25 protein-coding genes and 1 pseudogene are annotated in these 25100 nt (G+C 37.2%); 10 read left to right on the plus strand and 16 right to left on the minus strand.

The window, feature by feature from the left end; all coding sequences use genetic code 11:
• Positions 1–9 precede the first annotated feature (9 nt).
• Together rpsJ and HMPREF2767_RS03265 are read right to left on the minus strand one after the other, a co-directional pair.
• Positions 10–318 (minus strand): 30S ribosomal protein S10, encoded by a 309-nt coding sequence (rpsJ, locus tag HMPREF2767_RS03260; RefSeq protein WP_040929592.1) that lies wholly within the window; start codon positions 316–318, stop codon positions 10–12.
• Positions 319–584: 266 nt separating this feature from the next.
• On the minus strand, positions 585–1919 hold the full coding sequence (locus HMPREF2767_RS03265; protein WP_070622605.1) for an NCS2 family permease: 1335 nt from the start codon (positions 1917–1919) through the stop codon (positions 585–587).
• 146 nt (positions 1920–2065) lie between these two features.
• Here HMPREF2767_RS03265 and HMPREF2767_RS03270 point away from each other — a divergent pair, with 146 nt between their 5' ends.
• From HMPREF2767_RS03270 to HMPREF2767_RS03285, 5 genes are all read left to right on the plus strand, one after another.
• The gene (locus HMPREF2767_RS03270; protein ID WP_070622606.1) at positions 2066–2719 is read left to right on the plus strand and encodes a PepSY domain-containing protein; all 654 of its coding nucleotides are present in this window, start codon (positions 2066–2068) and stop codon (positions 2717–2719) included.
• A 107-nt stretch (positions 2720–2826) separates the two neighbouring features.
• Positions 2827–2997: an SE1832 family protein gene (locus HMPREF2767_RS08740; RefSeq protein ID WP_168162117.1), complete on the plus strand. Its 171-nt coding sequence runs from the start codon at positions 2827–2829 to the stop codon at positions 2995–2997.
• A gap of 8 nt (positions 2998–3005) precedes the next feature.
• A complete protein-coding gene (locus HMPREF2767_RS03275; RefSeq protein ID WP_070622680.1) occupies positions 3006–4169 on the plus strand; it encodes an MFS transporter in 1164 nt (387 codons plus the stop codon).
• Entirely contained in the window at positions 4166–4480 is a 315-nt protein-coding gene (locus HMPREF2767_RS03280; protein ID WP_070457129.1) for a hypothetical protein, read from the plus strand. Before HMPREF2767_RS03275 ends, HMPREF2767_RS03280 begins: the two co-directional genes overlap by 4 nt.
• Before the next feature lie 13 nt (positions 4481–4493).
• Positions 4494–4766 carry a hypothetical protein gene (locus HMPREF2767_RS03285; RefSeq protein WP_070622607.1) on the plus strand — a complete coding sequence of 91 codons (273 nt, stop codon included), beginning with the start codon at positions 4494–4496 and terminating at the stop codon, positions 4764–4766.
• A gap of 17 nt (positions 4767–4783) precedes the next feature.
• On the opposite strand, the gene HMPREF2767_RS03290 is transcribed toward HMPREF2767_RS03285, so the two are convergent.
• Positions 4784–5707: a hypothetical protein gene (locus HMPREF2767_RS03290; RefSeq protein ID WP_070622608.1), complete on the minus strand. Its 924-nt coding sequence runs from the start codon at positions 5705–5707 to the stop codon at positions 4784–4786.
• A gap of 40 nt (positions 5708–5747) precedes the next feature.
• Complete coding sequence (locus HMPREF2767_RS03295; protein WP_070457131.1) at positions 5748–6980, minus strand: lipid II:glycine glycyltransferase FemX; 1233 nt, start codon at positions 6978–6980, stop codon at positions 5748–5750.
• Positions 6981–7043: 63 nt separating this feature from the next.
• Between HMPREF2767_RS03295 and HMPREF2767_RS03300 the strand changes: the two genes are divergently transcribed.
• Positions 7044–7295, plus strand: coding sequence for a hypothetical protein (locus HMPREF2767_RS03300; protein WP_040929601.1), 252 nt, complete (start codon positions 7044–7046; stop codon positions 7293–7295).
• On the opposite strand, the gene HMPREF2767_RS03305 is transcribed toward HMPREF2767_RS03300, so the two are convergent.
• Positions 7292–8134 carry a DUF368 domain-containing protein gene (locus HMPREF2767_RS03305; RefSeq protein ID WP_068129185.1) on the minus strand — a complete coding sequence of 281 codons (843 nt, stop codon included), beginning with the start codon at positions 8132–8134 and terminating at the stop codon, positions 7292–7294. The genes HMPREF2767_RS03300 and HMPREF2767_RS03305 overlap by 4 nt on opposite strands.
• Positions 8135–8278: 144 nt before the next feature.
• Between HMPREF2767_RS03305 and HMPREF2767_RS03310 the strand changes: the two genes are divergently transcribed.
• Positions 8279–9946, plus strand: coding sequence for a Na/Pi cotransporter family protein (locus tag HMPREF2767_RS03310; RefSeq protein ID WP_070457132.1), 1668 nt, complete (start codon positions 8279–8281; stop codon positions 9944–9946).
• A gap of 53 nt (positions 9947–9999) precedes the next feature.
• On the opposite strand, the gene HMPREF2767_RS03315 is transcribed toward HMPREF2767_RS03310, so the two are convergent.
• The 4 genes and pseudogenes from HMPREF2767_RS03315 to HMPREF2767_RS03330 all read right to left on the minus strand — a co-directional run bounded on the left by HMPREF2767_RS03315 (position 10000) and on the right by HMPREF2767_RS03330 (position 16195).
• Positions 10000–11211: a metal-dependent hydrolase family protein gene (locus HMPREF2767_RS03315; RefSeq protein ID WP_070622609.1), complete on the minus strand. Its 1212-nt coding sequence runs from the start codon at positions 11209–11211 to the stop codon at positions 10000–10002.
• 10 nt (positions 11212–11221) lie between these two features.
• Entirely contained in the window at positions 11222–12376 is a 1155-nt protein-coding gene (locus HMPREF2767_RS03320) for a hypothetical protein (protein WP_070622610.1), read from the minus strand.
• A gap of 125 nt (positions 12377–12501) precedes the next feature.
• Positions 12502–14859 (minus strand): FdhF/YdeP family oxidoreductase, encoded by a 2358-nt coding sequence (locus HMPREF2767_RS03325; RefSeq protein ID WP_070622611.1) that lies wholly within the window; start codon positions 14857–14859, stop codon positions 12502–12504.
• A 94-nt stretch (positions 14860–14953) separates the two neighbouring features.
• Positions 14954–16195, minus strand: a pseudogene (locus HMPREF2767_RS03330) (OFA family MFS transporter).
• A 106-nt stretch (positions 16196–16301) separates the two neighbouring features.
• On the opposite strand from HMPREF2767_RS03330, the gene fdhD reads away from it, so the two are divergent.
• Positions 16302–17096: a formate dehydrogenase accessory sulfurtransferase FdhD gene (gene fdhD / locus HMPREF2767_RS03335; protein WP_083302039.1), complete on the plus strand. Its 795-nt coding sequence runs from the start codon at positions 16302–16304 to the stop codon at positions 17094–17096.
• A gap of 9 nt (positions 17097–17105) precedes the next feature.
• Here the strand turns inward: fdhD and HMPREF2767_RS03340 are convergent, their stop codons facing one another.
• The 6 genes from HMPREF2767_RS03340 to HMPREF2767_RS03365 form a co-directional block, all read right to left on the minus strand.
• Positions 17106–17891, minus strand: a complete 786-nt coding sequence (locus tag HMPREF2767_RS03340; protein WP_070622613.1) for an N-acetylglucosaminidase — start codon at positions 17889–17891, stop codon at positions 17106–17108.
• 41 nt (positions 17892–17932) lie between these two features.
• Complete coding sequence (aroF, locus tag HMPREF2767_RS03345) at positions 17933–18946, minus strand: 3-deoxy-7-phosphoheptulonate synthase (RefSeq protein ID WP_070622614.1); 1014 nt, start codon at positions 18944–18946, stop codon at positions 17933–17935.
• A 117-nt stretch (positions 18947–19063) separates the two neighbouring features.
• Entirely contained in the window at positions 19064–19858 is a 795-nt protein-coding gene (locus HMPREF2767_RS03350; RefSeq protein WP_068129165.1) for a hypothetical protein, read from the minus strand.
• A 113-nt stretch (positions 19859–19971) separates the two neighbouring features.
• Positions 19972–21447 carry a malate dehydrogenase (quinone) gene (gene mqo, locus HMPREF2767_RS03355; protein ID WP_070457139.1) on the minus strand — a complete coding sequence of 492 codons (1476 nt, stop codon included), beginning with the start codon at positions 21445–21447 and terminating at the stop codon, positions 19972–19974.
• Positions 21448–21534: 87 nt separating this feature from the next.
• Complete coding sequence (locus HMPREF2767_RS03360) at positions 21535–21864, minus strand: hypothetical protein (protein WP_068129161.1); 330 nt, start codon at positions 21862–21864, stop codon at positions 21535–21537.
• A gap of 12 nt (positions 21865–21876) precedes the next feature.
• Positions 21877–22539, minus strand: a complete 663-nt coding sequence (locus tag HMPREF2767_RS03365) for an HAD family hydrolase (protein ID WP_068129159.1) — start codon at positions 22537–22539, stop codon at positions 21877–21879.
• A gap of 129 nt (positions 22540–22668) precedes the next feature.
• Here HMPREF2767_RS03365 and HMPREF2767_RS03370 point away from each other — a divergent pair, with 129 nt between their 5' ends.
• Together HMPREF2767_RS03370 and HMPREF2767_RS03375 are read left to right on the plus strand one after the other, a co-directional pair.
• Positions 22669–23649 carry a YeiH family protein gene (locus tag HMPREF2767_RS03370; RefSeq protein WP_070622615.1) on the plus strand — a complete coding sequence of 327 codons (981 nt, stop codon included), beginning with the start codon at positions 22669–22671 and terminating at the stop codon, positions 23647–23649.
• Positions 23650–23713: 64 nt separating this feature from the next.
• Positions 23714–24061, plus strand: a complete 348-nt coding sequence (locus tag HMPREF2767_RS03375) for a DoxX family protein (protein ID WP_070457141.1) — start codon at positions 23714–23716, stop codon at positions 24059–24061.
• 44 nt (positions 24062–24105) lie between these two features.
• Here HMPREF2767_RS03375 and HMPREF2767_RS03380 read toward each other — a convergent pair whose 3' ends face one another.
• A complete protein-coding gene (locus HMPREF2767_RS03380; protein WP_070457142.1) occupies positions 24106–24978 on the minus strand; it encodes a DegV family protein in 873 nt (290 codons plus the stop codon).
• Between the last annotated feature and the right edge of the window lie 122 nt (positions 24979–25100).

Raw genomic sequence — 25100 nt, forward strand, 5'->3', positions numbered from 1 at the left:
GATATTAATTTATAGTTTAATTTCGATGTCCACACCAGATGGTAAGTTTAAGCTCATTAAAGCATCTACCGTTTTTGGTGTAGGGTTTAAAATGTCGATAAGACGTTTGTGCGTACGTTGTTCAAACTGCTCACGTGAATCTTTGTACTTATGAACCGCACGTAAGATTGTGTAAACAGTTTTCTCTGTTGGAAGTGGGATTGGCCCAGAAACTTCCGCGCCAGAGCGTTTTGCTGCTTCAACGATTTTCTCCGCTGATTGATCAAGCACTCTGTGCTCATACGCTTTTAAACGAATACGAATTTTTTGTTTTGCCATTATTTTAACCTCCTCGGTCGTCATCATTATTGATAGACTTCTCCACGAAAATTTTCTCACGCACCCGCCATGACAATGGGGCCGGGTGTGTCAGTAACCTCTCGCTTCATCGATTTAACAAGAAAACCCTTATTTATCAAGGGTTTCGCAATGTTCTTGACAGTTTTTCTGTCACTTTTTGAGTCCAACGCTATATATAATACATTAAAAGAGTGAAGAAATCAAGGGTTATCCGAGATTTTTTCACTCTTTTTATCAAGCATATCTTATCTTAATATAAATATAAAATAGAGAATAAATATAACTGCTAATACATACATGATCGGGTGGATATCTTTCTTTCTTCCAGCAACTAACATTGTAATAGGATAAAAGATAAAACCAATCGCGATTCCTGTTGCGACACTATAAGTGAGTGGCATCATTATTACTGTTAGAAACGCTGGTACTGCCACTTCGAAACGCGTCCACTCTACTTTGCTTAAGTTCGATGCCATTAATGCGCCTACTATTATAAGTGCAGGTGCAGTCACTTCAGATGTGAACACGACAATTAATGGGCTAAAGAATATCGCGAGTAAAAATAGTAGTGACGATACGATACTTGCAAATCCAGTTCTCGCACCAGCTGCAACTCCTGCTGTCGATTCGACATAAGACGTCGTCGTTGACGTACCTAGAATCGCTCCTGAAATTGTTGCGAATGAGTCTGCAGCAAGTGCACGACTTGCACGTGGTATTTTATTATCTTTAATTAAATTCGCTTGTGACGCGATTCCAACTAATGTACCCGCCGTGTCAAAGAAATCAACAAATAAAAATGTTAATACGACGACTAAAAACTGTACATTAAAAAGCTCAGACGGATTTAAAAATCCTTCAAATGCTGCACCGAACGTTGGTGCAATGCTCGGCACTTTACTCACGACCGCTTCAGGCATCGGTAATAAGTTAAACACGAGTCCGACGATCGCGGTAATAATCATTCCGATAAAAATTGCTCCTGGGACTTTACGCGCCATTAATATGACTGAAAGCACTAATCCAAATATTGTAAGGATAACGTGTGCATCATGAATGTTACCAATATGTACGAGCGTGTTTTCATCTGCAACGATGAACCCGGCACCTTTAAATCCAACGAACGCGATGAAAAAACCAATCCCGGCACTAACGGCCATCTTCATTTCCATCGGTATCGCATTGATTACGTACTCTCTAACACCAGATGCTGTCAGTATTAAAAATAGTACACCGGATACGAGTACACCAGATAGCGCTGTTTGCCATGGGATTCCCATTCCAAGTACAACAGAGAACGCGAAAAATGCGTTTAACCCCATCCCAGGAGCTAAAGCGATTGGATATCTCGCCCAAACACCCATAATAAACGTTCCGATAAATGCCGCGAGACACGTCGCAACAAATACTGCGTTAATATCCATACGCATATCATCTGGAATACCCTCAACTCCTGCAAGACTAAGCATTGCAGGGTTAACTGCTAAAACATATGCCATCGAAAGAAATGTAGTGATCCCACCAATAGTTTCACGACGGTAATTTGTACCTAACTCATCAAATTGAAAATATCGTTTCATCTTATACTCTCTCTATTCTATTTATAGTAGAAATTAAATTATTTATAAATTTTATCGTTAAAAGACGCACAATGCAATAAGTTTAATATGAATTATGTTTATATGTTCAATACTGTGGCAATAGTTAGTCATAGGAGGAATGCCTAATGAACACTAAATTTAAAATCACATCATTATTAATCGCAGCGTCACTAACACTTGCAGCATGTGGCAACGATAATAATGAAGAAACAACTAACCAAAGCGAATCAAAACAAACTGAAACAACAGAGTCAACAAGCGATAACAAATCTGAAAACAACGACTCTGAAAACGACAACTCATTAAATGAAAATTCAAATAATGCTTCATCAAACGAAGGCGATGAACTCGATATGGCGAGCTTTAGTAAGTCCATTGAAGATGCGATCGAAGAAGCAAAATCTCGTTTTGATGGACAATTAACTGACATTGGCGTATCGAAAGAAAATAACCAATATGTCTATAAAATAGAGCTCGAAAGTGATACTGAAGAATATGAAGTGAGTTTAGACGTCAATGATTTATCAGTAGTAAAAGAAGAAACTGAAGCAGAAGACGATGAAAACGATAATAAGTATTTTAATTATAGCGACTTAGTTAAAGTTGAAGATGCGATTCAAACTGCAAAAGATAATGTGAACGGTAAAGTAACAGAATGGTCTACCGACTTTGACGACGGTAATTTATATTATGAAATCGAAATCGTTCAAGACAACGGTAATAACGTCGATGTTAAAGTCGATGCTTATACAGGAGATTTCGTAGAAAGCGATGACTAATTTATAAACGTTTAACAGCAGGGAGTGATTCCCTGCTTTTTTTACATAGAGCTGTAAAGCGCTTTTGTGCTATCATTAACTATAACTACATAATTAGAGGTGAGAGCATGGATTTAAAACAACATTTAGAAACTTTAAAATATGATTACATCCGAATCCAGGGTGATTTAGAAAAAATTGAATCCACTGGACAAGCTCCAGATAAGATGCTGAAGCAGTTAGAGTCTCTTGAACGTGAGATCAAAGAGATAAAAGATAAAATTAAAAAAGGCAGTTGATGTTAACGATGACAGAGAATTTAAAAGAGAAGATTTTATTTATTATGCTCATCCAGTTTTTAATTTATTTTGGGTTTAGTATGATTATTCCTGTTATGCCGGAGTTAGTCGTCGTATTTGGTGTGAGCACTCTGCACTTAGGTTTCATTATCGCAATTTATTCGATTGCAAGTTTTATATCTGCACCGTTTTTTGGAACGTTATCTGACCGTATCGGTAGAAGACCGTTATTAATCGGCGGACTATTTGTCTTTATGTTAAGTTTTTTAGTATTTGCGATATTCTCAAATAGTCTCGCGATCCTTTACATCAGCCGTTTCATTGCAGGTATGGCGTCAGGTGCATTATATGTTGCGACAACTTCAATGGTCGCAGATATTACATCTATTGAAACACGTACTAAATACATGGGACTTATCGGTATGGCAATGGGTATCGGATTCGTATTCGGCCCTGGTATCGGTGGTCTACTTGCATCTGTTTCTGTCTCAGCACCATTTTTTATGACTGCAATTATTATTTTTATTGCGCTTATCTTTTCGGTGTTGAAAATACAAGAAACATATCGTTCGAATACAGATATTGAGCGTGGGATCACTGTCCAAAAGGAATATTTTATTCAACCTGTTGGTATACTTCTCGTTACGACGTTTGTCGTCATGTTTATGATGAGTGGTATGGAGAGTACATTCCAACTACTCGGTAAAGAAAAAATTGATATCACACCAGGAGAGATGGGTGTCCTGTTCTTTATCGGTGGAATTTTTAACGCGATCATTCAAGGTGGCGTGATTCGTAAGTTAAAAGATGGCCAAGAATATGGTGCGATGATCATCGGTCAAGCGATGGCATTAATTGCATTTATTATGTTGCCGTTTATGACGGGGTTATTTTACGCGGGAATTTGTATCGTCTTATTAATGTCAGGTAATGCACTCGTTCGTACGTTAATGACATCTCAAATTACGAAAGAAGCAAGACATCATGAAGTTGGTAAAATGACAGCTACAACGTATTCTCTCGATAGTCTCGGGCGTATTGTCGGACCGATATTTTTCAACATACTATTCTTAATTCACTACGGTGTACCGTTTGTGTTTGGTGCACTTCTCGTGTTATTATCGACGTTCTTCATTTACCAGTATTATAGAAAAAGAGGTCAAGTTGCATGACATTTTTAACAATAATGATGTTAATTAGTTATTTACTCGTGGCGTTTGTCACAATATATGGATTACGTGCGAAATTTTTAATTGTCATAAGACTGTTGTCTGGACTCGGATTTTTAAGTATGTTGGTTTCTAACATATTACCTGTCCAAGGCATTGATGATTATATGATGTTATTACTCGCAATCTCTATTATTTTTTCTGTAGAAATTACAGCATTTAAAGTGAGACATGATAACCGACACTTATATTTAATACACGCCTTTACAGTAGCGATGGCGATCGCTTTAGTCGTGTATTTATTCGTAGTTTAAGAGGACCTCTATTATGACTCGAGTTATATTGATGTTACTTACTATGATTCAAGCGATATTTTTTGTGAACATCATTTTAAATAAAGGTGTTATTTTCTTCACTATATATTCTTGGTCTATAGTCGCGTTACTTTCTCTCTATATAAGCGTAAAAGCTTTTAATACGAGTTCAAGTAATTCTGACGACGAGTTAAATAACTATTTCTCTCTAACGTTAATGACAATTTCTCTCGTCTCTATTGGATTTATAGCATATTTAGCAATATTTAAGCCGTTCTACCTATAAAGTAGAACGGCTTATTTTTATGCTTCAATATATTCAATTTCATCGTCTAAGTTTAATCTTGCGCGGTTTTCTTTATAAAACGTGACATAACTTCCGTAAATGAGATAAGTACCAAGCAAGCCGATAACGATCGAAACTATGATGATAATCGGTACTATAAAGAACATCGCGATATCATTATTTAGTGCCATGCCAATTGCCACACCACTAATGATTATTACACCGATGACAATCGTTAGTAGCAGGCCGATTAAGAAAACTGAAAACACTAGTTTTAAAAACTGCTTAAAGTTTTTAAATACGACGTTAATTCCAGTCGCAAGCTTATCTCCTAGAGTTGACATTGGTGCTTCTAAATGTCTAAACCAGATGCTTAACGTCACACCCTCAATCATAAATCCAACAAAAATTGAAACAACCATTCCGATGATTGAAAGGATGATTAAGGTAGGTGTGAAGCTAGCCGAAACATCTCCACTAATCATTATCTCTGGATCTAATGCTAAATTTAACGGTAAAGTAACAAAACTAAGTGCAAAGTTCGTTGCGAAAGCAATGATAGAAATGATGATGACAAGTCCTAATGACTTTAAGTAACGTCCTTTTTTAAAGGCGAATAATCCATGATTAAATTTTGATTCTTTTTCTTCATATGCTAAGAAGAAGTAATTGTAATATCCGTATCCTAATAGTAATAAGACAAATATTACTAATGCAAATAAATATAGTACTGCTAATATGATTCCTATAATACCGAGTGCTCCTGGTCCACTTTGTGCACTTGTCCAGCTAAATATTGTACCCCCGATTACAGCGAATCCTAATCCAATTCCAATTATTGAAACGATACTTGAGAAAATGACGTAAAGTACGATGTTTAACACGACTTTAAGGTGTTCGCCGCGTAAATGATTCCAATATAAACGTTGATATTCAAACACAGTTGATCCCTCTTTAAGAATACTTGTATTCAATATACCACTATTTTCTAATTTTATTTAAAAACATTTTAGATTTTTGATACAGCGGTACGGCTGTATTGAGTAAGTGATACAATGGTCGGTTTAATACGTAATCAAATTCACCGATCTTATTAGATACTTCTGTCCCCCACTGACTTTTAAATTGCCATAGCCCAAAATACTCTGAGTCTTCTGGCGGTGAAACACTCGTCCCTCCAAAGTCATAACTTTTTGCGCCGTGTGCTCTTGCATATTGCATCATATGAAACTGCATATGATGGTTCGGTAAAAAGTCACGGTAATCGTTAGATGACGCGCCGTATAAGTAATATGATTTTTCACCACATTGCGCGTATAATGCACCAGATAATACTTCTGTCGATTTAATCTCTTTTATTTCTTCAAGTTGCGTATTTAATTTGCTTAAACGGTTGTTTAAATTATCTAACTGGTTTTGTTTTTTCGTCTCGTCGGCGATTTTATCCGCTTTTTTAATATCTTTATTAACTTTTAAAATGTCTTTTTCAATATTTTCTTTTACGTTTTTAGGATTTAGTTCGACTAAAAACAGTTCCATATGCCCGTTGTCGTGGAGTGCATCGTACATCGATTCAAAATACGTAATGTCGCGTGTTAAAAAGCCGTCTCGTTCGCCGGTGATTTTCATCAGTTCGTGAAACGTTTTTAAATCTTCACGAGATGCACGTTTTACAACTGTCCCCATGCGTAACGCACGTCGGACTCTCGTACGGTTATTTCTATCGAAACTTTGAAGTAGTGCTTTGTCGTCGACCGAAACGTCTGTCACCATCGTTTGACGTGGTTGAATCGCGTCTTTACTCATACCATCTAAAAATCCGTGGTGTCTAAATCCGAGGGACTTTAAGAGTTTTAATGTATCCTTTTCATCTTCAGGAATGTCTGGATCGATTTTAATGACGTAACTATTTTCTTTTAATGCGACGTCTATCGTTTCGGATAATAACGTCTTTACAGCCGCTTCATCGGTATAATCGACGACAAATCCCCTCGATATGTAGCAGAGCGTAAACTTTGTTTTTGGAATTTTTTTAAATTGTAACGTCGCTGCACCTACAATTTTTTCATCGTTTCCAATAGCGATACGCTTATAGTACCAACCTGTTAACTTTTTAGATTCCGCCCAATCGGTTAACTGAAGTAAGTCGCCATTTTTATGTGTCTCAATAAACGTGTTATAGTCGTTTTCGTTCACATTTAATTTTTTATACATAATATGTGCTCCAATCATTCGTTTAAAAATTTTGCTATAATTTCTAATGAAGGTGATGAAATTATGAAACAATTACTACTTTTAATTTTTATATTATTTAATGCATGGAGTGCATTCGATATATACGCAAACTACTCAGCTGATGAATTAATCGACTGGTTAAGTATCCGAATTATTTTACTCGTCGTTTCCGGCGCGTTAAGTGTTATTTATATACTCCTCGGCAGTAAAAAACTGACGAATATACTTGCTGTAATTAACATTGTACTCGCACTGACTCACTTTTATCGAATTCTTTTAATTTACTTTACTTAAATAGTGTCTGAGTTGTTTTTTATCGACATATAGTAGCTGATAAATAACCCAAGTACAAACGCTATAAGTGAAATTACCCACTCTGTTGGACGACTCGGGAGACCATTAAATATCGGGAAGACTGAGCCAGCTAACAATCCGATTATAAGTGCGTACATTAAATACGGATAAACGCGTAGTAAATAATGTAGCACTCGGCTCGTTAGTAATACTCCCGCGATAATACCGAGCCCAACAGCCACTAATACCGGTGTTACTGTAAAGTTAAATGATAAAAATTCAGATATCGAATACATGAGTATCGGATACGCACCGAGCATAAGTAGTATCACTGACCCAGATAACCCAGGTAATATTAAAGCACTCGCTCCTAAAAAACCACATATAAACAGCCACATTAACATCGTCGTGCTCATTTCAACTGACGTTACATCTGACTTTTCTAATACAAAATAATCCATTAAAAATAGTAATGCTGTCACTACTACGATAATAGAATAATGTACTGTTTTAAACTCCACTTTATAATTACCTAATTTAAACATCATTGGTATGACACCAATTACTAGTCCTAAAAAGAAAAAGTGGGTAATTATAGGGTGCGTATTTAACATGTAGTTTATCAGTGATGACATCGTCACGATCGCAATTCCCATCCCAATGAAAAGTGGGATTAAAAACATTAATGACTTCTTATATCGTTTTGTAAATAATTCGTTTATTGCTACGAGTGTTTGATCATATATTCCGAGTAATAACATTAACGTACCACTACTAATACCTGGCAACATTTCTGTAATACCCATAAAGAACCCTCGAATAACGTTACTCCATCTCATAATTTAACCTCTTGCTTTTTATTGATAATATATTTTACCATATGTTCATAAAATTTTATTATTTTGCAATGAAAAATGGTATTATAATACTTATATACATAATTTAAGGGCTATAAATCTTAATGACTTATCGGAGGATTAATTATGGATGCTACTCCAATGCAAATTATCTTCTCGTTCCTCGGGGGACTCGGGATATTTTTATATGGGATAAAATCAATGGGAGACGGTTTACAAGCAGCTGCTGGTGACCGTTTACGTGAAATATTAAACCGTATGACAGCAACACCAATACGTGGAATTTTAGCAGGGATGCTCGTTACGATACTCATACAGAGTAGTTCGGGGACGACTGTAATTACAATCGGTCTCGTATCTGCAGGCTTTATGACATTAAAACAAGCAATTGGTGTCATAATGGGTGCAAACATCGGTACGACCGTCACAGCGTTTATTATCGGTTTAGATATTGGTGAGTACGCACTACCAGTACTTGCTGTCGGAAGCTTTCTACTATTTTTCTTTAACAAAACATCAATTAATAATCTTGGACGTATATTATTTGGTTTCGGTGCGTTATTCTTCGGACTTGAACTCATGGGAGAGGGTGTGAAACCTCTCGCAGACTTAGAGGCATTTCGTAACTTAATGTTAGAAATGAGTGATAACAGCTTCTTAGGTCTAGGTGTAGGGGTTATATTAACAGTCATCGTACAAAGTTCGAGTGCGACGATCGCGATTTTACAAAACTTTTATTTAAATGACCTCGTTGACTTAAATGCTGCTCTACCAATATTACTAGGAGATAATATTGGTACGACAATTACAGCAATACTTGCAGCACTTGTTGGATCTCTCGCAGCTAAACGTGCGGCTGCCGTACACGTTATCTTTAACGTTATCGGTGCGATTATCTTTATGATATTAATGCCTTTATTCGTCATGTATGTAGATTTCTTACAGTCTGCATTAAACTTAAATAAGCCAATGACAATCGCATTTGCACACGGTTCATACAACGTAATTAACACGTTAATTCAATTACCATTCATCGGTGTACTTGCTTGGATTGTAACTAAAATTGTACCTGGTAAAGATCTCGTAGAAGATTATAAACCAAATTTCTTAGACCCTATTTTACTTAGACAATCACCTCAACTTGCAACACAAAGTGCACAGAGTGAAGTGAAAAACCTAGGGTTAATTATTTCTGATACGTTTAAAGATTTGTTTAAATACGTTGAAAACCCGACCGATAAACGATATCGAAAAATTATCGAAAAAGTTCAACTCGTAGATAATGTACAAGAGAGTATCCGAAAGTACTTAATGGATATACTTGAACTTCAAAACCAGCGTAATATCGATAGTGAAAATATCGCTGCACTACTTGAAGTTACACGTATTTACACGAATACAGCTAAATTCATCGAAGACTTTGCTAACGAGTATAAAATAAAAGAAGAAGATCGCATCAAAATCTCAGATGCTGCTTTCGAAGGTCTTGAGACAATGATGAAACACGTCAAACGTTCACTTGATATGACGGTGGATTCTATAGATATTTACAATCCTTCAGGACTTGAAAGAATCATTCAACTAAGTAATCAATCGAATAAAATCGAACATAAATTACGTCAAGACCACGTGTCACGCCTTAACGATGGTACGTGCTCACCTGAATCTGGTGCTGTCTATGCTGAACTGATCGCATTACTTGAGCGTATCGGTTATAACTCTAGAAACATCTCAGAAACAATCCTTTACTCAACAAGACATGAGTTACCAGAAGAATTTACAATTTATGACTAATTAAAATCCGAAGTACAGATCGTACTTCGGATTATTTTTTATCGTATATCTTTTTAAACTTTTCCTTCTTTCGCAACGACGAGTATGTTGTCATTGTCTTTTAGACTTCCGATATTTTCTAGTGGGTTCTCTTTTAATAATACGAAGTCTGCTAAAAATCCAGGTGCAATTTGACCGACGTTATCGAGTTCTAAGCATTCTGCAGCTGTCTTTGTAGACGCGATAATTGCTTCCATCGGTGTCATTCCATGCTCGACCATTAGTTCTAACTCTCTTAAGTTCGTCCCGTGTTTAAACACACCTGCATCTGTACCCATTGCGATTTTCACACCACTTTTATGCGCCTTCTTAAAACTCTCTACATGTGCATCTAATACTTCTTTTGATTTCTTTAATCCAACTTCGCTCACCCCAAGTTCTTCTGCAAATTCAATCACAGACACTGGTGCGAGCAATGTCGGCACTAAAAATGTCCCTTGCTCTTTCATTTGATCAATAATTTTATCCGTTAAATAAATCCCGTGCTCAATTGAGTGGATACCCGCATCTAAACATTGCTGAATACCTTCTTCACCTTGAGCATGTGCCATGACTTTAACGCCATTTCTATAGCGTGCTTCTTCGACGATGACATTCAGTTCTTCTTGAGAATATTGTGTAAATCTCGGATGATCTGTCGGCGTAGAAACACCACCTGTAGCCATAACTTTAATAACGTCTGCGCCTGCACGTAATATTTCACGTGTTTTTTTACGTACTTCTTCAACGCCATCTGCGATATTCGATGGTAGTCCTGGATGTGGTGTAATAAGTGGTACATCAATACCAGAATAGTTCGTTGAATCACCGTGACCGCCAGTAATAGATAATGCAGATACCGAAATTACCATTCTCGGACCGACGACGAGTTCGTCTTCAACCGCTTTTTTAAATCCTAAATCTGCACCATACGCATCACGTACTGTTGTAATACCTGCGTTAATTGTATTTCGCGCGTATTCAATCGATTTAAAAAAGTTATAAGAAAATGGTTGTGCAAGTTTTTCAGCAAGTGGCTGAAATTCTGTCGCGAGATGGACGTGTGAATCAATAAAGCCTGGTACTAAATATCTTCCTTCACCATCTAGTACTTCGACAGAATCATCGACTGATTTTGGATTCACTTCTACAAACTTACCATCTTCAACTAGGACACTTGTATTTTCTAATACGTCTTCGTCCGATCCATTGATAAGATTTACATTTTTAACTAATAATTTACTCATTCTAATCCCCCTAAATTAATCCCATCACAAAGCTTGCGATTACTGCTGATGCGATAGTTACTGTCACAAATCCACCGATTAACATCGGCGATACGAGTTCATCGAATAATGCTTCTTCATCTTGGTCGTTACTCGCTTCACTTCTCGATACCTCTTCACAAAGAATGTAGTCCGCTGGGAAACCAAGTAATGCTGTTAAAGCGACTGGTATCCCTTTCGTATGATGCCATCCGACGAGTTTTGAACCGATGAATCCACCGAGTAAGAGGCCGATGACACCGACTGCTAAAATTACAACGACTGCTGGGAAGTGATTGACGACGTCTTTTGGTGTAATACCTCCCATCGTATTAATAATGACGATCATTAACGCTGCCATTAAAAATGAGAATGAGTTCGCTTTTTCTAATGCTGCTTTTGGTAAAATACGAAGGTTAACTAAAATAATACCGAATAGTAACGAATATAACGTATAGTGAATCGGAGTATATTTAGCTAATAGTGTAGCTACTGCACCGAATCCAAAAATAATTGTTAGTAAAACTAAGTTGTTTTTTAGAATATTAAACCTTGCATGCTCGTAACGTTCCTTATTTTCTAAATCTTGTTGCTTTTCCGCATCTGTTTTATGTTTTAAGAAGTAACGACTGTACTTTCTCATAAAATAAGTCGTGATTGGCATACCAACTGGTGTTTGGAATGCAGCAATCATGACAGGAACGACGATTAAGCTCGTTAACCCAAGTTCTTGTAGACGCTCTGTCGTAATGAGTAGTGCAATTACTCCTCCAGAAATAGGACCGATACCACTCGCTGCTACTGAAAAATCAAACGCAAGTGTTCCGATAGTAAGTACGAGCACTACAGCACCTACTAATCCAAATAATGCAATGACGACTGCACGCCATTGTTTCTTTAAAATATCATAACTCATTAGTGTTCCCATATGTACGATAAGTGCCGGTATTAATACCATCCCGAGCGAAGGTATTAACGTTTGCTCTGTCATATTTTCTGGGAACAATCCAGACCATACGAGTAGCAAATATAAAATCATCGCTGTCATCAGCATTGGCACTCTCGCATGAGTCACAATCGAAATCAATTCGCCAATGGTGAGAATTAAAAGAATTAAAACTGTTGCTACAATTGGATCAAAAGTCACTTTACTCACCTCAAAATTAATTAATGATTTGATTATGGACCATCCAAACTTAAAAGTAAATGAATTTTCTGAATATTCAATATATAAAAATATACCTGAGGTGTAAAACCTCAGGTATTTGTAAATTAGTTCGGATTATCTTCTAAATCCGGTACTGGTTTTTCTAAATATTGTCTGTCTTTATTTGCATTGAAGAAGTCTGCTTTTTCTACTTTAACGTTTGCGTTATAATCCGGCATTTCAACGAAGCTCTCGTATACACCGATTTGTGCTAAGAAGTTTCCTTCTGGGAATAACGTACCTACGTTACCTTCACGGATATCTGCATATCTCGCATGTCCTTGGAATACTCCATTTTCATTGTAAAGTACGATTGCTTCTCCGTCTTCAATCGCTTGACGCTTAGCGTCTTGTGGGTTAATCAGTACATCGTGACGACCCATGTGGTTAAAGTTATCTAAGTCACCGTAAACCATTGAGTTAAACTGTGCACCACGGCGCATTAAGAGTTTATACTCTCCAGCTTTTTCATTACTCTTTGGAATCTCCATCGTAATTAAGTTCGCACGACCGTCTGGAGTTGGACATACGCCACCTTCACATAACCAAGCACCACCATATTGGTAAACGTCTCCTGCTTTAGTTAAGTACTGTACCCCATCATATGCAGGGTTACCTTTTGCGATTTCGTTACGAATCTCTTGTCCTGATTTAAAGTCGATTAAATGACTATCTTCAGGTTTCACACGTTTAGCGAGATCGACATAGATCTGCCACTCACTACGTGCTTCTTCGATTCTATTACGGTTTCCTTCAATTTCAGGGGAGAAGTAAACCATACGCTCTGTAGATGTCGATAAACCACCGCCGTCTTGCTCGTAACGAGTTTTCGCTGGTAATACGATGACTGCTTCTTTTGCATCGACGAGTGTAGACGTATTTAAAATAATATCTTGGTGCACACGAATATCTAAGTTAGCTAAAGCTTGTTCTACAAAGTCAGGGTTTGGCATCGTCTCTAAGAAGTTACCACCTGACATATAGTATAGTTTTAGTTTTCTTTCGTTGTCTTCGTCTAACATTGCGTTTTCAATCGTTACACCGACTGTATCTCCAGGCCAGTTTGGTAAGTCAAAGCCCCATAACTTCTCGATTCTTTCGACGTTTTTATCGTCAAATCCTCCACCAGGAAGTGAGAATGGATCTGCACCCATTTCTCCTGAACCTTGTACACTTGAGTGTCCACGTAGTGGCATTAATCCGCAATGTTTTTTACCTAACCATCCACGTAATAACGCGATGTTCGCAACTTGTGAGATGTTATCTGTTGCGTGTGAGTGCATCGTTAAACCGAGCGCCCAGACCATAACACCTGTTTTTGCGTGCGCAAGTGTTTCAGAAAGTTCGATAATATCGCTCTTAGAAACACCTGAAGACTTAACAATTTCATCCCAGTCTTGAGATTTCACGTTTTCTACTAAGTCTTCGTAGTTATTTACATGGTCTTTAATAAATTCATGGTTAATTGCAGCACCTTCACGTGCTTCCTCCATATCAAACCAATGCTTCATGATACCGTGCATTAAAGCAATATCTCCACCGATATTTACTTCGTAGAATTCATCTGCAATTTTCGTTCCGAATAATGCAGATTCAGCAACTGATGGTACCCAGTAGTTTTCGAGTGCTGGTTCACGGTACGGGTTAATTACGATAATTTTCGTACCACGTTTTTTTGCTTCCATCATGTACTTCGTTGATACTGGTGATGCGTTAGATGCAACAGATCCCCAGAATACTAGTACATCTGTACCTAGCCAGTCTTGATAGTTACAAGTTGAGGCACCAACACCAATTGAGCGCATTAGCGCTGATTTAGATGGTGAGTGACAAATACGTGAGGCGTTGTCGATATGGTTTGTACCTAAGAAACGCGCTATTTTAGCTGCTACATAGTACGATTCGTTTGTAATCCCACGACTCGTTAAGTAAAACGCGTATTGTTTCGGATCTAATTCACGCATTTTATCTGAAATTTGTTCCATTGCCTCATCCCAAGAAATACGTGTAAAACGACGCTCGCCTTTACGGCGGATCATCGGATAAGGAATTCTTCCTTTTTCACGGAGCTCACGACTTGAGTATTTGCGTAACTCATCGATATCTTGGTGTAAAAACTCTGGGTCAATTGGTGGTGCAGTATTTAAACGTAATACGTTAAAACGTGTCGTACACATATGTGGACCGTTTAACGTTTGGTCTTGAAGACCAGACACACCTAATGCACACCCGTCACATACACCTTTTAAAATGATGTTTTTGGCGTAGTTTAAGTTATCTCTATTTTTCCATACGATTTTTGCTGTATCTCTCATATGATGTGGTTTAACTTTAGTTAATCCAAATGGAATTGGACTTACCCATAATTTGGGGTCCCAGCGTTTTGTCTTATTAATTGGACCTGGATGTAATGTTTTGCCCATTATATTTCCCCCTCAAAATATTTCTACCCTATATTATACACAATATAGGGTAGGAATGATGAATGATTTAATTCGTCTAAACTGATTCGCTTGTTTAGTTGTTTAACTCTGATTCTCTTTTAATTTTAGCAATATCTGAGCGGATGAGAATCGAAATGATTAACGCAACGACAAACATCGCAACGAAAATGTATAATGTCATGTCGTAACTTTGTGTTGCTTCGTAAACTTTTGCAACGATAAACGGTCCAACTAAACCTGCAAGTGCCCACGCTGTTAAAATATATCCGTGGATTGCACCGAGTTGTTTAGTACCGAATAAGTCAGCAATATACGCTGGAATTGCTGAGAATCCTCCACCGTAACAAGAAATCATGATGAATAACATAATCATGAATAGTACGCCGTTTGTTGTAAACGGTAGTAACGCAAATACGACGATTTGAATGATGAAGTATACAGTATACACATTTGGTCGACCGATATAGTCTGAGATACTTGCCCAAACTAAGCGTCCTGCACCGTTAAATACTCCCATAATTCCTACCATCAGTGCCGCACTCTTTACAGATAAACCTGCAACTTCTTGTCCCATTGGACTTGCAACTGCTAATATCGCGATTCCACACGTAATATTTATGAATAACATTAACCATAAGAAATAGAATCGACGTGTTTTAATCGCTTCGTTCGCAACAAGTTGAACATAGTCTTTCTTTTGCTCTGGTTGTTCTTCTAATGGAACACCTGATGGGTGGTAACCTTCAGGGGGTCTTTCGATATAGAGACTCGCTGAAAGCATAATTACGAAGTATGTCGCACCCATTATGTAAAACGTGTTTGCGATTCCAACTGAATCGATTAAGTACCCCATTACTGGACTTGCGATCATCGCTGCAAATCCGAATCCCATAATTGCAAGACCTGTCGCCATTCCACGGCGATCTGGGAACCATTTAACTAAAGTTGAAACTGGTGTAATGTACCCGATACCGAGTCCAATACCACCGAGGACACCGTAACCAAGATATAGTAACCAAAGACTTTCAATCTGTACGGCAAACCCAGAAACGATTAAACCAGATGCGAAGAATATCGTTGAGATTAAACCTGATGCTCTTGGTCCTCTCGCTTCAACAAAGTGACCCATAAATGCTGCAGATGTTCCTAAGAAAAATATCGCGATACTAAAAATTAGCGATACTTCACTTAACGTCCAACCAATTTTGTCTTATAATGGTTGAGTAAATACACTCCACGCATAAACAGACCCGATAGAAATATGTAAAGCTACACCGGCCAGTGCTATGAGCCAGCGATTTTTTGTTGTTGACATTGTGTTTCCCCCTTACTTCTTTTCACAAAGTTGTCAATCAAGTATAATAATGATTATATAACTGTAAGTAAGGGTTTATAATATATTTTTTTAGGGGTTAATTAAATTGGATATCATTTCAAATGAAACGATTATAAAATATAAAAATAATGCTTTTGAAACACTAACTGACAAGGTCGCTACAGAGTTTCCATTAACGATTTACATCAATGACACAGAGTTTGCAACGCTCGTTTGTACACCAGACCATCTCGAAGAATTAGTCATCGGTTTTTTAGCTTCTGAAGGAGTAATTCGTTCGTTTAACGATATTAAAACAATGAATATCGACGACCGTGGTGGTTTTTGTCACATTGAAACGACACGTGAAATTCCGATTGATGTGTTCAGCTTTACAAAACGCGTCCTCGGGTCATGTTGTGGCAAAAGTCGACAGTTTTATTTCCAAAGTGATATGGAGATGTCAAAAGTATCGATGTCTAAAACGAAAGTGACACCAGAGCAGATTGTTGACCTTATGGAGACGATGCAAAATACGTCTGACGTCTTTAAAGAAACTGGCGGTATTCATAACGCGAGTATTGCTTCACCTGACGGAATCATCGTACAACGTGGAGATATCGGTCGACATAACGCACTCGATAAACTTTACGGCTATTGCTTAAAAAACGGTATTACCGTTCACGACAAAGTGATTATTTTTAGTGGAAGAATGTCTTCTGAAGTATTAACGAAAGTGTCTAAAATCGGAGTCGGTATCGTATTATCTAAATCTGCACCAACAGACTTGGCGCTTCGCCTTGCTGAAGATTTAAATATAACGGCAGTCGGTTTTATTAGACGTGGTGGATTCAATATTTATAGCCATCCGAATAGAGTGATCGGAGCAAAAGAGGAGTAACGCATAGCGTTACTCCTCTTTATATATGTCTTTCTCTATAAAATCCGGCTTTAATTGTACTGCTTCGTAATGTGATTCTAACACTCTAGCAATAGAATCAGACCATCTAATATCAGTCGCATATAAATGCGTTCCTGGCGAGTTTGGATTCCATCTCATATCGTAGAGCGTTACTTGATTATTATCAAAATAATGCTCTTTAATAAATTTCGCACCACCGAGAATTGCGTTCTCTTTTGAATCCCAATTTGCTTTTTTGGCATAACTGCTTCCTGTTTTTATCGCCCCGATATCAAATGCTCCGATTCCAAAGTAATTATAGTACGTCGTTCCATCAACTTTAATTCCTTTTGCGAGCTCTGACTTTCCGTTACCAGTTTCTATTTTTGCATGTGCTATTAAATATAATGCATTCACATTATATTCTTTTTCTGCCTGAACAAAAAATTCACCAGTATCTTTTAAAACACCTGAGTCTTTTAACAATTCATTAGCATCTTCAACAGAGATTTTTGACTGATTATCTAGTTGTACAAACTGAAATACGCCTTGGTGTTTAGGGTCCATAGCATTTTTAATATCTTCATCTGTCGCAGGTACAAGGTAGCCCGAATCAAATTTTAAATCTTCTGTTCCATTATTTAATTGTAGTTGTAACGCTTCTTCAAATGTATACAAAGGCTCGTCCTCCGATTCCACTAAGTAACTCATCGAAACGATAAATGCGATTATAAATGTCACGATAACGATTAACATCATAATGACCATCGCGTGGCTTTGAATTGATTTATTCATAACTCTCCTTTAATTAAAACATGACTATAGCACTTATAGGCTTATAATGTCTTGCCTTCCATTTGGAGCAATAATTGTATCGTCGACATTAAATCACTAAACTCTTCAGGTGTTAACGATTGTTGACCATCACTCCATGCTTTTTCAGGATTTTGGTGCACTTCGATTTGAAGTCCGTTTGCTCCTGCCATTACCGCTGCTTTTGCCATTGACGGAATGACGTAACGAACACCTGCTGCATGAGATGGATCAACGACGATTGGTAAATGTGACTCTTTTTGTACAACAGGTACTGCTTGAATATCTAGCGTATTACGAGTTGCATCTTCAAACGTACGGATACCGCGCTCACAGAAAATAACGTTTTTATTGCCACCTGCTAATATATATTCTGCACTCATTAACCATTCTTCAATTTTTGCTGACATACCGCGCTTTAAAAGAATTGGTTTATCTGTTTGGCCGATTGCTTTTAATAGATCAAAGTTCTGCATATTACGTGCACCGATTTGAATGACGTCAACCATGTCAACAAATGTATCTAAATGTTCTGTTCCCATAAGTTCTGAAACGATTGGAAGTCCCGTTTCTTTTTTCGCTTCATTTAAGATTTTTAAACCTTCTACGCCAAGCCCTTGGAAACTATAAGGTGATGTTCTTGGTTTAAATGCTCCACCTCTTAACGCGTTCGCACCAGATGCTTTTAGCTGTTTAGCGAGTTCTATTGTATCCGTCTCGTTCTCAACAGAACAAGGCCCCGCACACATTAAAAAGTGTGATCCTCCAACTTTAACACCATCAATATCGATAATACTGTCTTTTTCATGGAATTGACGGTTTGCTTTTTTATAAGGCGCGGTAATACGATATACACCTTCTACGATATGATATTTTTTCAGCGTGTTCACATCTACCTTAGATACGTCTCCTGTTAAGCCTAAAATAATTCTATTTGAACCGTTGGAACGATGTGCATTTAAGCCCATCGACTCAACGAACTGTGTAATTTCATCGATTTGGTTTTCACATGCGTTTTGTGAAATGTGAATAATCACAAACAATCCTCCTATCTAACTGCAAAAAAACTGCCACTAAAAGTGGCAGTCATAATATTACGTCCACACAATAATCTCTTAAGTATTGTAACACGTTTCATGTGAAACAAATAATACTTAACCTCCGAATAATCGTGCGAGAAACCCTTTTTTCTTTTTCTCTGGAGTAAATGTCACTTGAGAAGATTCTTCGTTCTCTTCTTTGTCCGTCTCTTTCGGTTGATAATCATTCATATCGTAACTATCTCGATTATCTTCGCTTTCAGTTTTTGATTCTTCTTGAATTTCTTCTTTTATCTCTTCAGACTCATCTTTAACTTCTTCAGTTTCTTCTACGTCTGATGGCTCTTCTGTTGTTTCTTCTTTTGGAATCGATGCTTCAATTTCTTCTAGCTCTTTATTATCAGATTCTACTTTTTCTGCAGAATGTTGAAGATCCTCTTTAATAGATGATACTTCTGATACGAGGAGTTTTTGTTGCTCTTTCGTATCGAGTAGATTTTCGTCATAACGGTCGAGTCGTGATACGAGCGTTTTAATATTTTGATGAAGTTCTACGTTTTCCTGACGCATTTCTTCTAGCTTATCGACGACGAGTCGTAGTGCTTTTAGTACCTCTTCATTCGACGCAACGTCATTTTTCTCTTCTTTATTTTTTTCTATAATATCATCTGCTTGTTTTAATACTTCATCTGCAGCGAGCTCTAACGTATACCCAGGTTCTTTAGAGATTTTGATCATCTCTTGTAATATAAGCACGTCATTTTGAGAAAATAGACGTCGTTGGTATTCGTCACGTGTCACTTCATATCCACGTTCTTCTAGCATACGGAAGTATTTACGTACGTTTTGATCAGACAATTCGACCATATCTGTCACTTGTGCCGTTGAATAATACACTGGTGTTTGCATTGTCGTCTCTCCTATCGTTATTTCTATCGTTATTATATTATAACCGATAGCGTTATAACTTTCTAGAGAATCCAGTAAAAAAGCCTAGCGACTTAGTATCGCTAGGCGTTATTTTAGTTAATTTTTAGTACTTCACGTACTTCTTTGTCTATGACGTTATATAAGTCTCTTTCGTCTGAAAGTTTTTTACCATAAGACGGAATCATCTTTTTAAGTTCCGCTTCCCACTTTTCAAACGAATCTTTAAATGAGTGTTTTAATACGTTGATCATCGCATCAGTTGATGTTGAAGCACCTGGTGATGCTCCGAGTAACGCTGCGACAGTTCCGTCTTCAGAAACGATTGTTTCTGTTCCGAACATTAATGTTCCTTTTCCTTTGTCTGTATCTTTAATGACTTGAACACGTTGTCCTGCTATGATTGTATCCCAATCTTCTTTTTTCGCTGTTGGAACGAATTCTCTTAACTCTTCAATTCTATCGTTGTCTGATAGTAATAATTGGCTAATTAAATATTTTGTTAATGGAATTTCTTTCGCTCCTGAAGCAAGCATTGTAAACACGTTGTTTGGTTTTACAGAACCAATTAAATCGAAGTATGACCCTGTTTTTAAGAACTTCGGAGAAAATCCTGCGAACGGTCCGAACAGTAATGATTTCTTACCATCGATATAACGTGTGTCTAAGTGTGGTACTGACATTGGTGGGGCACCAACTTTTGCTTTACCGTATACTTTTCCTTCATGTTGGTTAACGATCTCTTCATCTTGACAGACGAGGAAAAGTCCACTCACTGGGAAACCACCGATGTTTTTAGACTCTGGTAATTTTGTCTTTTGTAACAGTGGTAAACTTCCGCCACCTGCACCGATAAATACGAAGTCCGCAATATGGAATTCTGATCTACCAGTCGTTAAATCTTTCACTTGAACTTCCCATTTACTGTCGTCAATTCTCTTTAAATCTACGACTTCATGTTTATATTGTAATGAGGCGCCTTGTTCTTCTAGATTATCGAATAATTGCTTCGTTAACTCTCCAAAGTTAACGTCTGTACCTTTATCGATATACGTTGCAGCGATGTCATCGAATGACTCGCGTCCTCCCATCATAAGCGGCATCCACTGTTCTAACGTTTCCTTATCACTGCTAAATTCCATACCTTCAAATAATGGATGGTCTTTTAATAGTTCTTGACGTTTCTTTAAAAATGCCACGTTTTCTTTACCTTCGACGTAGCTTAAGTGCGGTACTTTTTTAATAAATTTTTCTGGGGCTTTTAACTGACCTGAATTTACTAAATGTGCCCAATATTGTAATGACGTTTGCCATTTTTCATTGACGTTTACCGCTTTAGTAATGTCAACGTTGCCGTTAGCGTCTTCTGGTGTGTAGTTTAACTCACATAGTGCTGAGTGCCCTGTACCTGCGTTGTTCCATGGACTTGAACTTTCTAGAGCAGGAGCTTCTAGCGTTTCAAACATCTTAATATTCCAGCTTGGTTCTAACTCTTTAATGAGCGCACCTAGCGTTGCACTCATAATGCCGCCCCCAATAAGGACTACATTTTTCTTCTCCTCATTTGCCATATTGAATCGATCTCCCTATTTCATATTCAATTATTATTATATATGTCTCAATATCGTTATAAAAGCCTAGAACTTATCTTTTTTAAGTTAACCTAACTTCTTTTTAACATATTCAACAAATGTCTCTTCTTTGCCTGTTTTCGTCTCTACGAGTGCGATTTTCCCCATACCTTCAGGGAATTCAATAAATAGCCCGTGCTCATTCTGATATACGTCTTTAATATCTTTATAATCAAATACTCTGCGGTATGCTTCACCGTTCATATTGACATTCATTATAAGACGTTCATTCGTTGTAATGAATGCACCTTCCCACTCTGCTTGTCCTTGTACATTATAAATTAACGTACCTTCGACCGCTGGTCCGAATGACTCTGTCGGATATAGTTCTGATTCATTGATGTTTATTAATGACATAATTATCATCCTTTAATTTAAAATTTCCCATCCATTTTTATTTGCGATGATTTTAAGGTTCGTATCTGGTTTCACTACGACTGGATGCCCTACGAGCTTTAACATGCTTAAATCCGTCGCACTATCGCTATATGCATGGCTTTTATCCCAGTCGATATTTTTATGTTTTAAATGGTTACGAATTAAATCGATTTTCCTCGCACCAAATACTCGTACAAATGGTATTTTAGTCGATAGGACGCCCTTCTTATTGTAATTCACTTCTGAACCGATAATGTGGCTAAATTCATCTTTAAACATCGCCTTTAACATCGGTTGAAATGCACCTGAAATTAAAATCGTATAGTAGTCGTTATCACGTAACCATTGTAGCCTTTCGACCACCGTTTGGTTTAACTGTTCTCTCATCGCTTCTCCGACTTCACTGAAAAATGTCTCCACTTCATCTTTAGAAGCACCTTTAAATGCATAAATATAGGATTCTAATGCTTTATTTTGAAATTGGAGTTCTGGAACGAGTTTTAATTTGTGCCCAAAATACGTCGGTGCAAAGCGACGAACAAAGTGTTTATAGTACTTTTTATATTTTGGATTGTCACGCATATGGTATCGAAGTGTTTGGAACGTTTCATATGGATAAAGTGTTCCGTCAAAATCAAATAGTGCGACTTTCATATAGATGTCTCCTTTATGAGTGTTAACAGTTCTAGTTTATCATATTAAAGCTACGTTATAACACATTTAACATGTTGACCAAGTATAGATATTATTAGATTATAATATTAAGTATAGGAGGGGGAACCTATGAAAAATAAAAAGTTATTTACATATGGCATTTTATTTACAATACTAATTGCTTCAATCAGTTATATACTCGCTCAACTACCGTTACTTTCGAGTATTGGTGCACTTGCTATTGCGATTATTATCTCTATGATTTACAGAAATACTCTAGGTTACCCAGAACCATTATCCGACGGCATTACGTTCGTATCTAAAAAGTTACTACGTGTTGCGATTATTTTATACGGACTAAAACTTAACTTATATACAATCGCAACTGATGGTCTATGGCTACTCGTCGGTGGTGTTTTCGTAATTCTTTTTAGTGTGTTCCTATTAATGTTCATCAATAAGCTACTTAAAGGTAATGAAGACATCGCGTTATTACTTGGATTTGGTACAGGCATATGCGGTGCCGCTGCGATCGGTGCGGTATCGTCGATTATTAAAAGTGATGAAGAAGACACAGCGATTAGCATCGGTTTAATATCGCTCGTCGGGACGTTTTTCGCACTCATTTACACATTCTTATACCCGGTCGTTTCAATGACAGACACAGTGTACGGCATGTGGGCTGGAATCAGCTTACATGAAATTGCACAAGTCGTATTAGCAGGTGGAGTAAGTGACGATAGTCTCGCGTATGCGTTACTCGCAAAATTGTCTCGTGTATTTTTACTCGTGCCGGTGAGCTTTGCATTAATGTACATATGGTCAAAGCGAAATAACAGCACGAATGATAGACAAAAAGTGAATTTCCCATATTTTTTAATCGGCTTTTTATTACTTGCTGTCGTCAATACGTTTATAGATATTCCGAGCAATGTGTCGAGTATCGTTGACGAAATAGCGAAGTTCTTTATGATTATGGCAATGGTTGGCCTCGGTTTAAACGTTTCGTTTAAAACTCTCTTTAACAAAGCAAAAGCACCGATGGTATCTCTCTTAGTCACATCGTGTTTACTATCGATTATTACATATTTTGTATTAATTTTGTTTTAGAGCGTTTAACATACGCCTGAATTGGATAAATTGTATAATAGACAATTAGAAGGAGTGGACAATTATGTTTAGACATATTATTAACTGGTACGTTGCATCAAACATCTACCAGTCAGGTGTAAATAAAGTAAGAGCGAACGGTGAACTTGGAGAAGACTTCGAGAAAAAATTCAATGTAAACTCTAGAGAAATGTTAATTGCTGGATACTTAGAAAGTGTCGGCGCAGTGTTAATGAGCTTATCACTAGTTAGTAAAACATTCGGTCGCCTTGGTGCGTTAATGGCATCTATTGTTATGAGTGCTGCAGCTGTAAAGCACTACTTAGCTGGAGATAGCTTTGACGAGTCAAAATCATCACTTAAACTTGCATCACTTTCAATTTTAAGTTTCTTAGCATCATTAAGAAAATAATAACAAAGGCACGTTCCCTAAGTTTAGGAAACGTGCCTTTTATATTATTTTTCGTATTGATTTGGAATAAATGCCATACCAATTGCGCCATTACCACCATGTACTCCAAGTACTGATCCTAAGTAATAAACGTGGTATTTAATATCCGGAAACTTTTCTTTAAAGTTTTCCACAATTTTTAATGCGTCTTGTTCCACGTCACCGTGAACAACTACGACATCTAAATTCCCCTTAAAGTGTTCATACTTTTCAACTAATATTTCCACCCATTTTGCCATGACACGACGATCTGTTCGTACTTTTTCATATAACTTAACGCCTTCATCGTTATCAAACTTCATAATTGGACGAATGCGTAATAACGAGCCGAGAACTGCCGATGCAGAACCGAGACGACCACCTTTTACGAGGTTGTGTAAATCTTTAACGAGTAAATATACCTCTGATTCACTTGCCACCCACTTTAAGTGCTCGATAATCTTGTCAATTTCAACACCTGATTCATCAAGTTCCATCGCTTGTTCGACCATACTACCGATGACGTAAGATGTGTTTTCAGAGTTGATTGGATACACTTGAATCTTGTCTTTATATTCTTCCATAATCATCTGCATCGTTTGGAACGTTCCACTAAGTTTTGCAGATAAAGTAATACCAATCACTGCGTCATAGCCTTTTTCGACGATTTTATCTAATACGTCCATAAACGCTTGAGGCGATGGCTGTGATGACTTTGGTGGCGTCTTTTCTTTTTTTAACCTTCTGTAAAATTCTTGAATTTTAGTTTCATCTTTAGAGTCCTCAATCACGTCGCCATTTTCATATGTCACGTGAAGACTCACTCGATAAATATCTGGGTGATTTTCATAAGCTGGATCGAGATCCGCTGTACTATCGATAATGTATGCTATCTTCATAATAATCTCCTTATATTTAAATTCTTTTATGCACTTCAAAATAACTATTGCAAACGAAATATTATATCAATTTCCATTATACAGATTAATATCAATCGATTCTATTATTAAACGTATGAAGG

Origin of the sequence: Nosocomiicoccus sp. HMSC067E10 (assembly GCF_001810835.1) — a bacterium.
GTDB lineage: Bacteria > Bacillota > Bacilli > Staphylococcales > Salinicoccaceae > Nosocomiicoccus > Nosocomiicoccus ampullae_A.

What these genes read in the sequence shown, in the direction of transcription:
- HMPREF2767_RS03380 (WP_070457142.1), bottom strand. Translation starts at nt 24,978, where the DNA reads ATGAAGATAGCATACATTATCGATAGTACAGCGGATCTCGATCCAGCT.
- HMPREF2767_RS03365 (WP_068129159.1), bottom strand. Translation starts at nt 22,539, where the DNA reads ATGAAAGTCGCACTATTTGATTTTGACGGAACACTTTATCCATATGAA.
- HMPREF2767_RS03315 (WP_070622609.1), bottom strand. Translation starts at nt 11,211, where the DNA reads ATGAGTAAATTATTAGTTAAAAATGTAAATCTTATCAATGGATCGGAC.
- rpsJ (WP_040929592.1), bottom strand. Translation starts at nt 318, where the DNA reads ATGGCAAAACAAAAAATTCGTATTCGTTTAAAAGCGTATGAGCACAGA.
- HMPREF2767_RS03340 (WP_070622613.1), bottom strand. Translation starts at nt 17,891, where the DNA reads ATGAATAAATCAATTCAAAGCCACGCGATGGTCATTATGATGTTAATC.
- HMPREF2767_RS03350 (WP_068129165.1), bottom strand. Translation starts at nt 19,858, where the DNA reads ATGCAAACACCAGTGTATTATTCAACGGCACAAGTGACAGATATGGTC.
- HMPREF2767_RS03275 (WP_070622680.1), top strand. Translation starts at nt 3,006, where the DNA reads ATGACAGAGAATTTAAAAGAGAAGATTTTATTTATTATGCTCATCCAG.
- HMPREF2767_RS03370 (WP_070622615.1), top strand. Translation starts at nt 22,669, where the DNA reads ATGAAAAATAAAAAGTTATTTACATATGGCATTTTATTTACAATACTA.
- HMPREF2767_RS03280 (WP_070457129.1), top strand. Translation starts at nt 4,166, where the DNA reads ATGACATTTTTAACAATAATGATGTTAATTAGTTATTTACTCGTGGCG.
- HMPREF2767_RS03270 (WP_070622606.1), top strand. Translation starts at nt 2,066, where the DNA reads ATGAACACTAAATTTAAAATCACATCATTATTAATCGCAGCGTCACTA.
- HMPREF2767_RS03360 (WP_068129161.1), bottom strand. Translation starts at nt 21,864, where the DNA reads ATGTCATTAATAAACATCAATGAATCAGAACTATATCCGACAGAGTCA.
- mqo (WP_070457139.1), bottom strand. Translation starts at nt 21,447, where the DNA reads ATGGCAAATGAGGAGAAGAAAAATGTAGTCCTTATTGGGGGCGGCATT.
- HMPREF2767_RS03375 (WP_070457141.1), top strand. Translation starts at nt 23,714, where the DNA reads ATGTTTAGACATATTATTAACTGGTACGTTGCATCAAACATCTACCAG.
- HMPREF2767_RS03310 (WP_070457132.1), top strand. Translation starts at nt 8,279, where the DNA reads ATGGATGCTACTCCAATGCAAATTATCTTCTCGTTCCTCGGGGGACTC.
- HMPREF2767_RS03305 (WP_068129185.1), bottom strand. Translation starts at nt 8,134, where the DNA reads ATGAGATGGAGTAACGTTATTCGAGGGTTCTTTATGGGTATTACAGAA.
- HMPREF2767_RS03325 (WP_070622611.1), bottom strand. Translation starts at nt 14,859, where the DNA reads ATGGGCAAAACATTACATCCAGGTCCAATTAATAAGACAAAACGCTGG.
- HMPREF2767_RS03285 (WP_070622607.1), top strand. Translation starts at nt 4,494, where the DNA reads ATGACTCGAGTTATATTGATGTTACTTACTATGATTCAAGCGATATTT.
- HMPREF2767_RS03295 (WP_070457131.1), bottom strand. Translation starts at nt 6,980, where the DNA reads ATGTATAAAAAATTAAATGTGAACGAAAACGACTATAACACGTTTATT.
- HMPREF2767_RS08740 (WP_168162117.1), top strand. Translation starts at nt 2,827, where the DNA reads ATGGATTTAAAACAACATTTAGAAACTTTAAAATATGATTACATCCGA.
- HMPREF2767_RS03265 (WP_070622605.1), bottom strand. Translation starts at nt 1,919, where the DNA reads ATGAAACGATATTTTCAATTTGATGAGTTAGGTACAAATTACCGTCGT.
- HMPREF2767_RS03300 (WP_040929601.1), top strand. Translation starts at nt 7,044, where the DNA reads ATGAAACAATTACTACTTTTAATTTTTATATTATTTAATGCATGGAGT.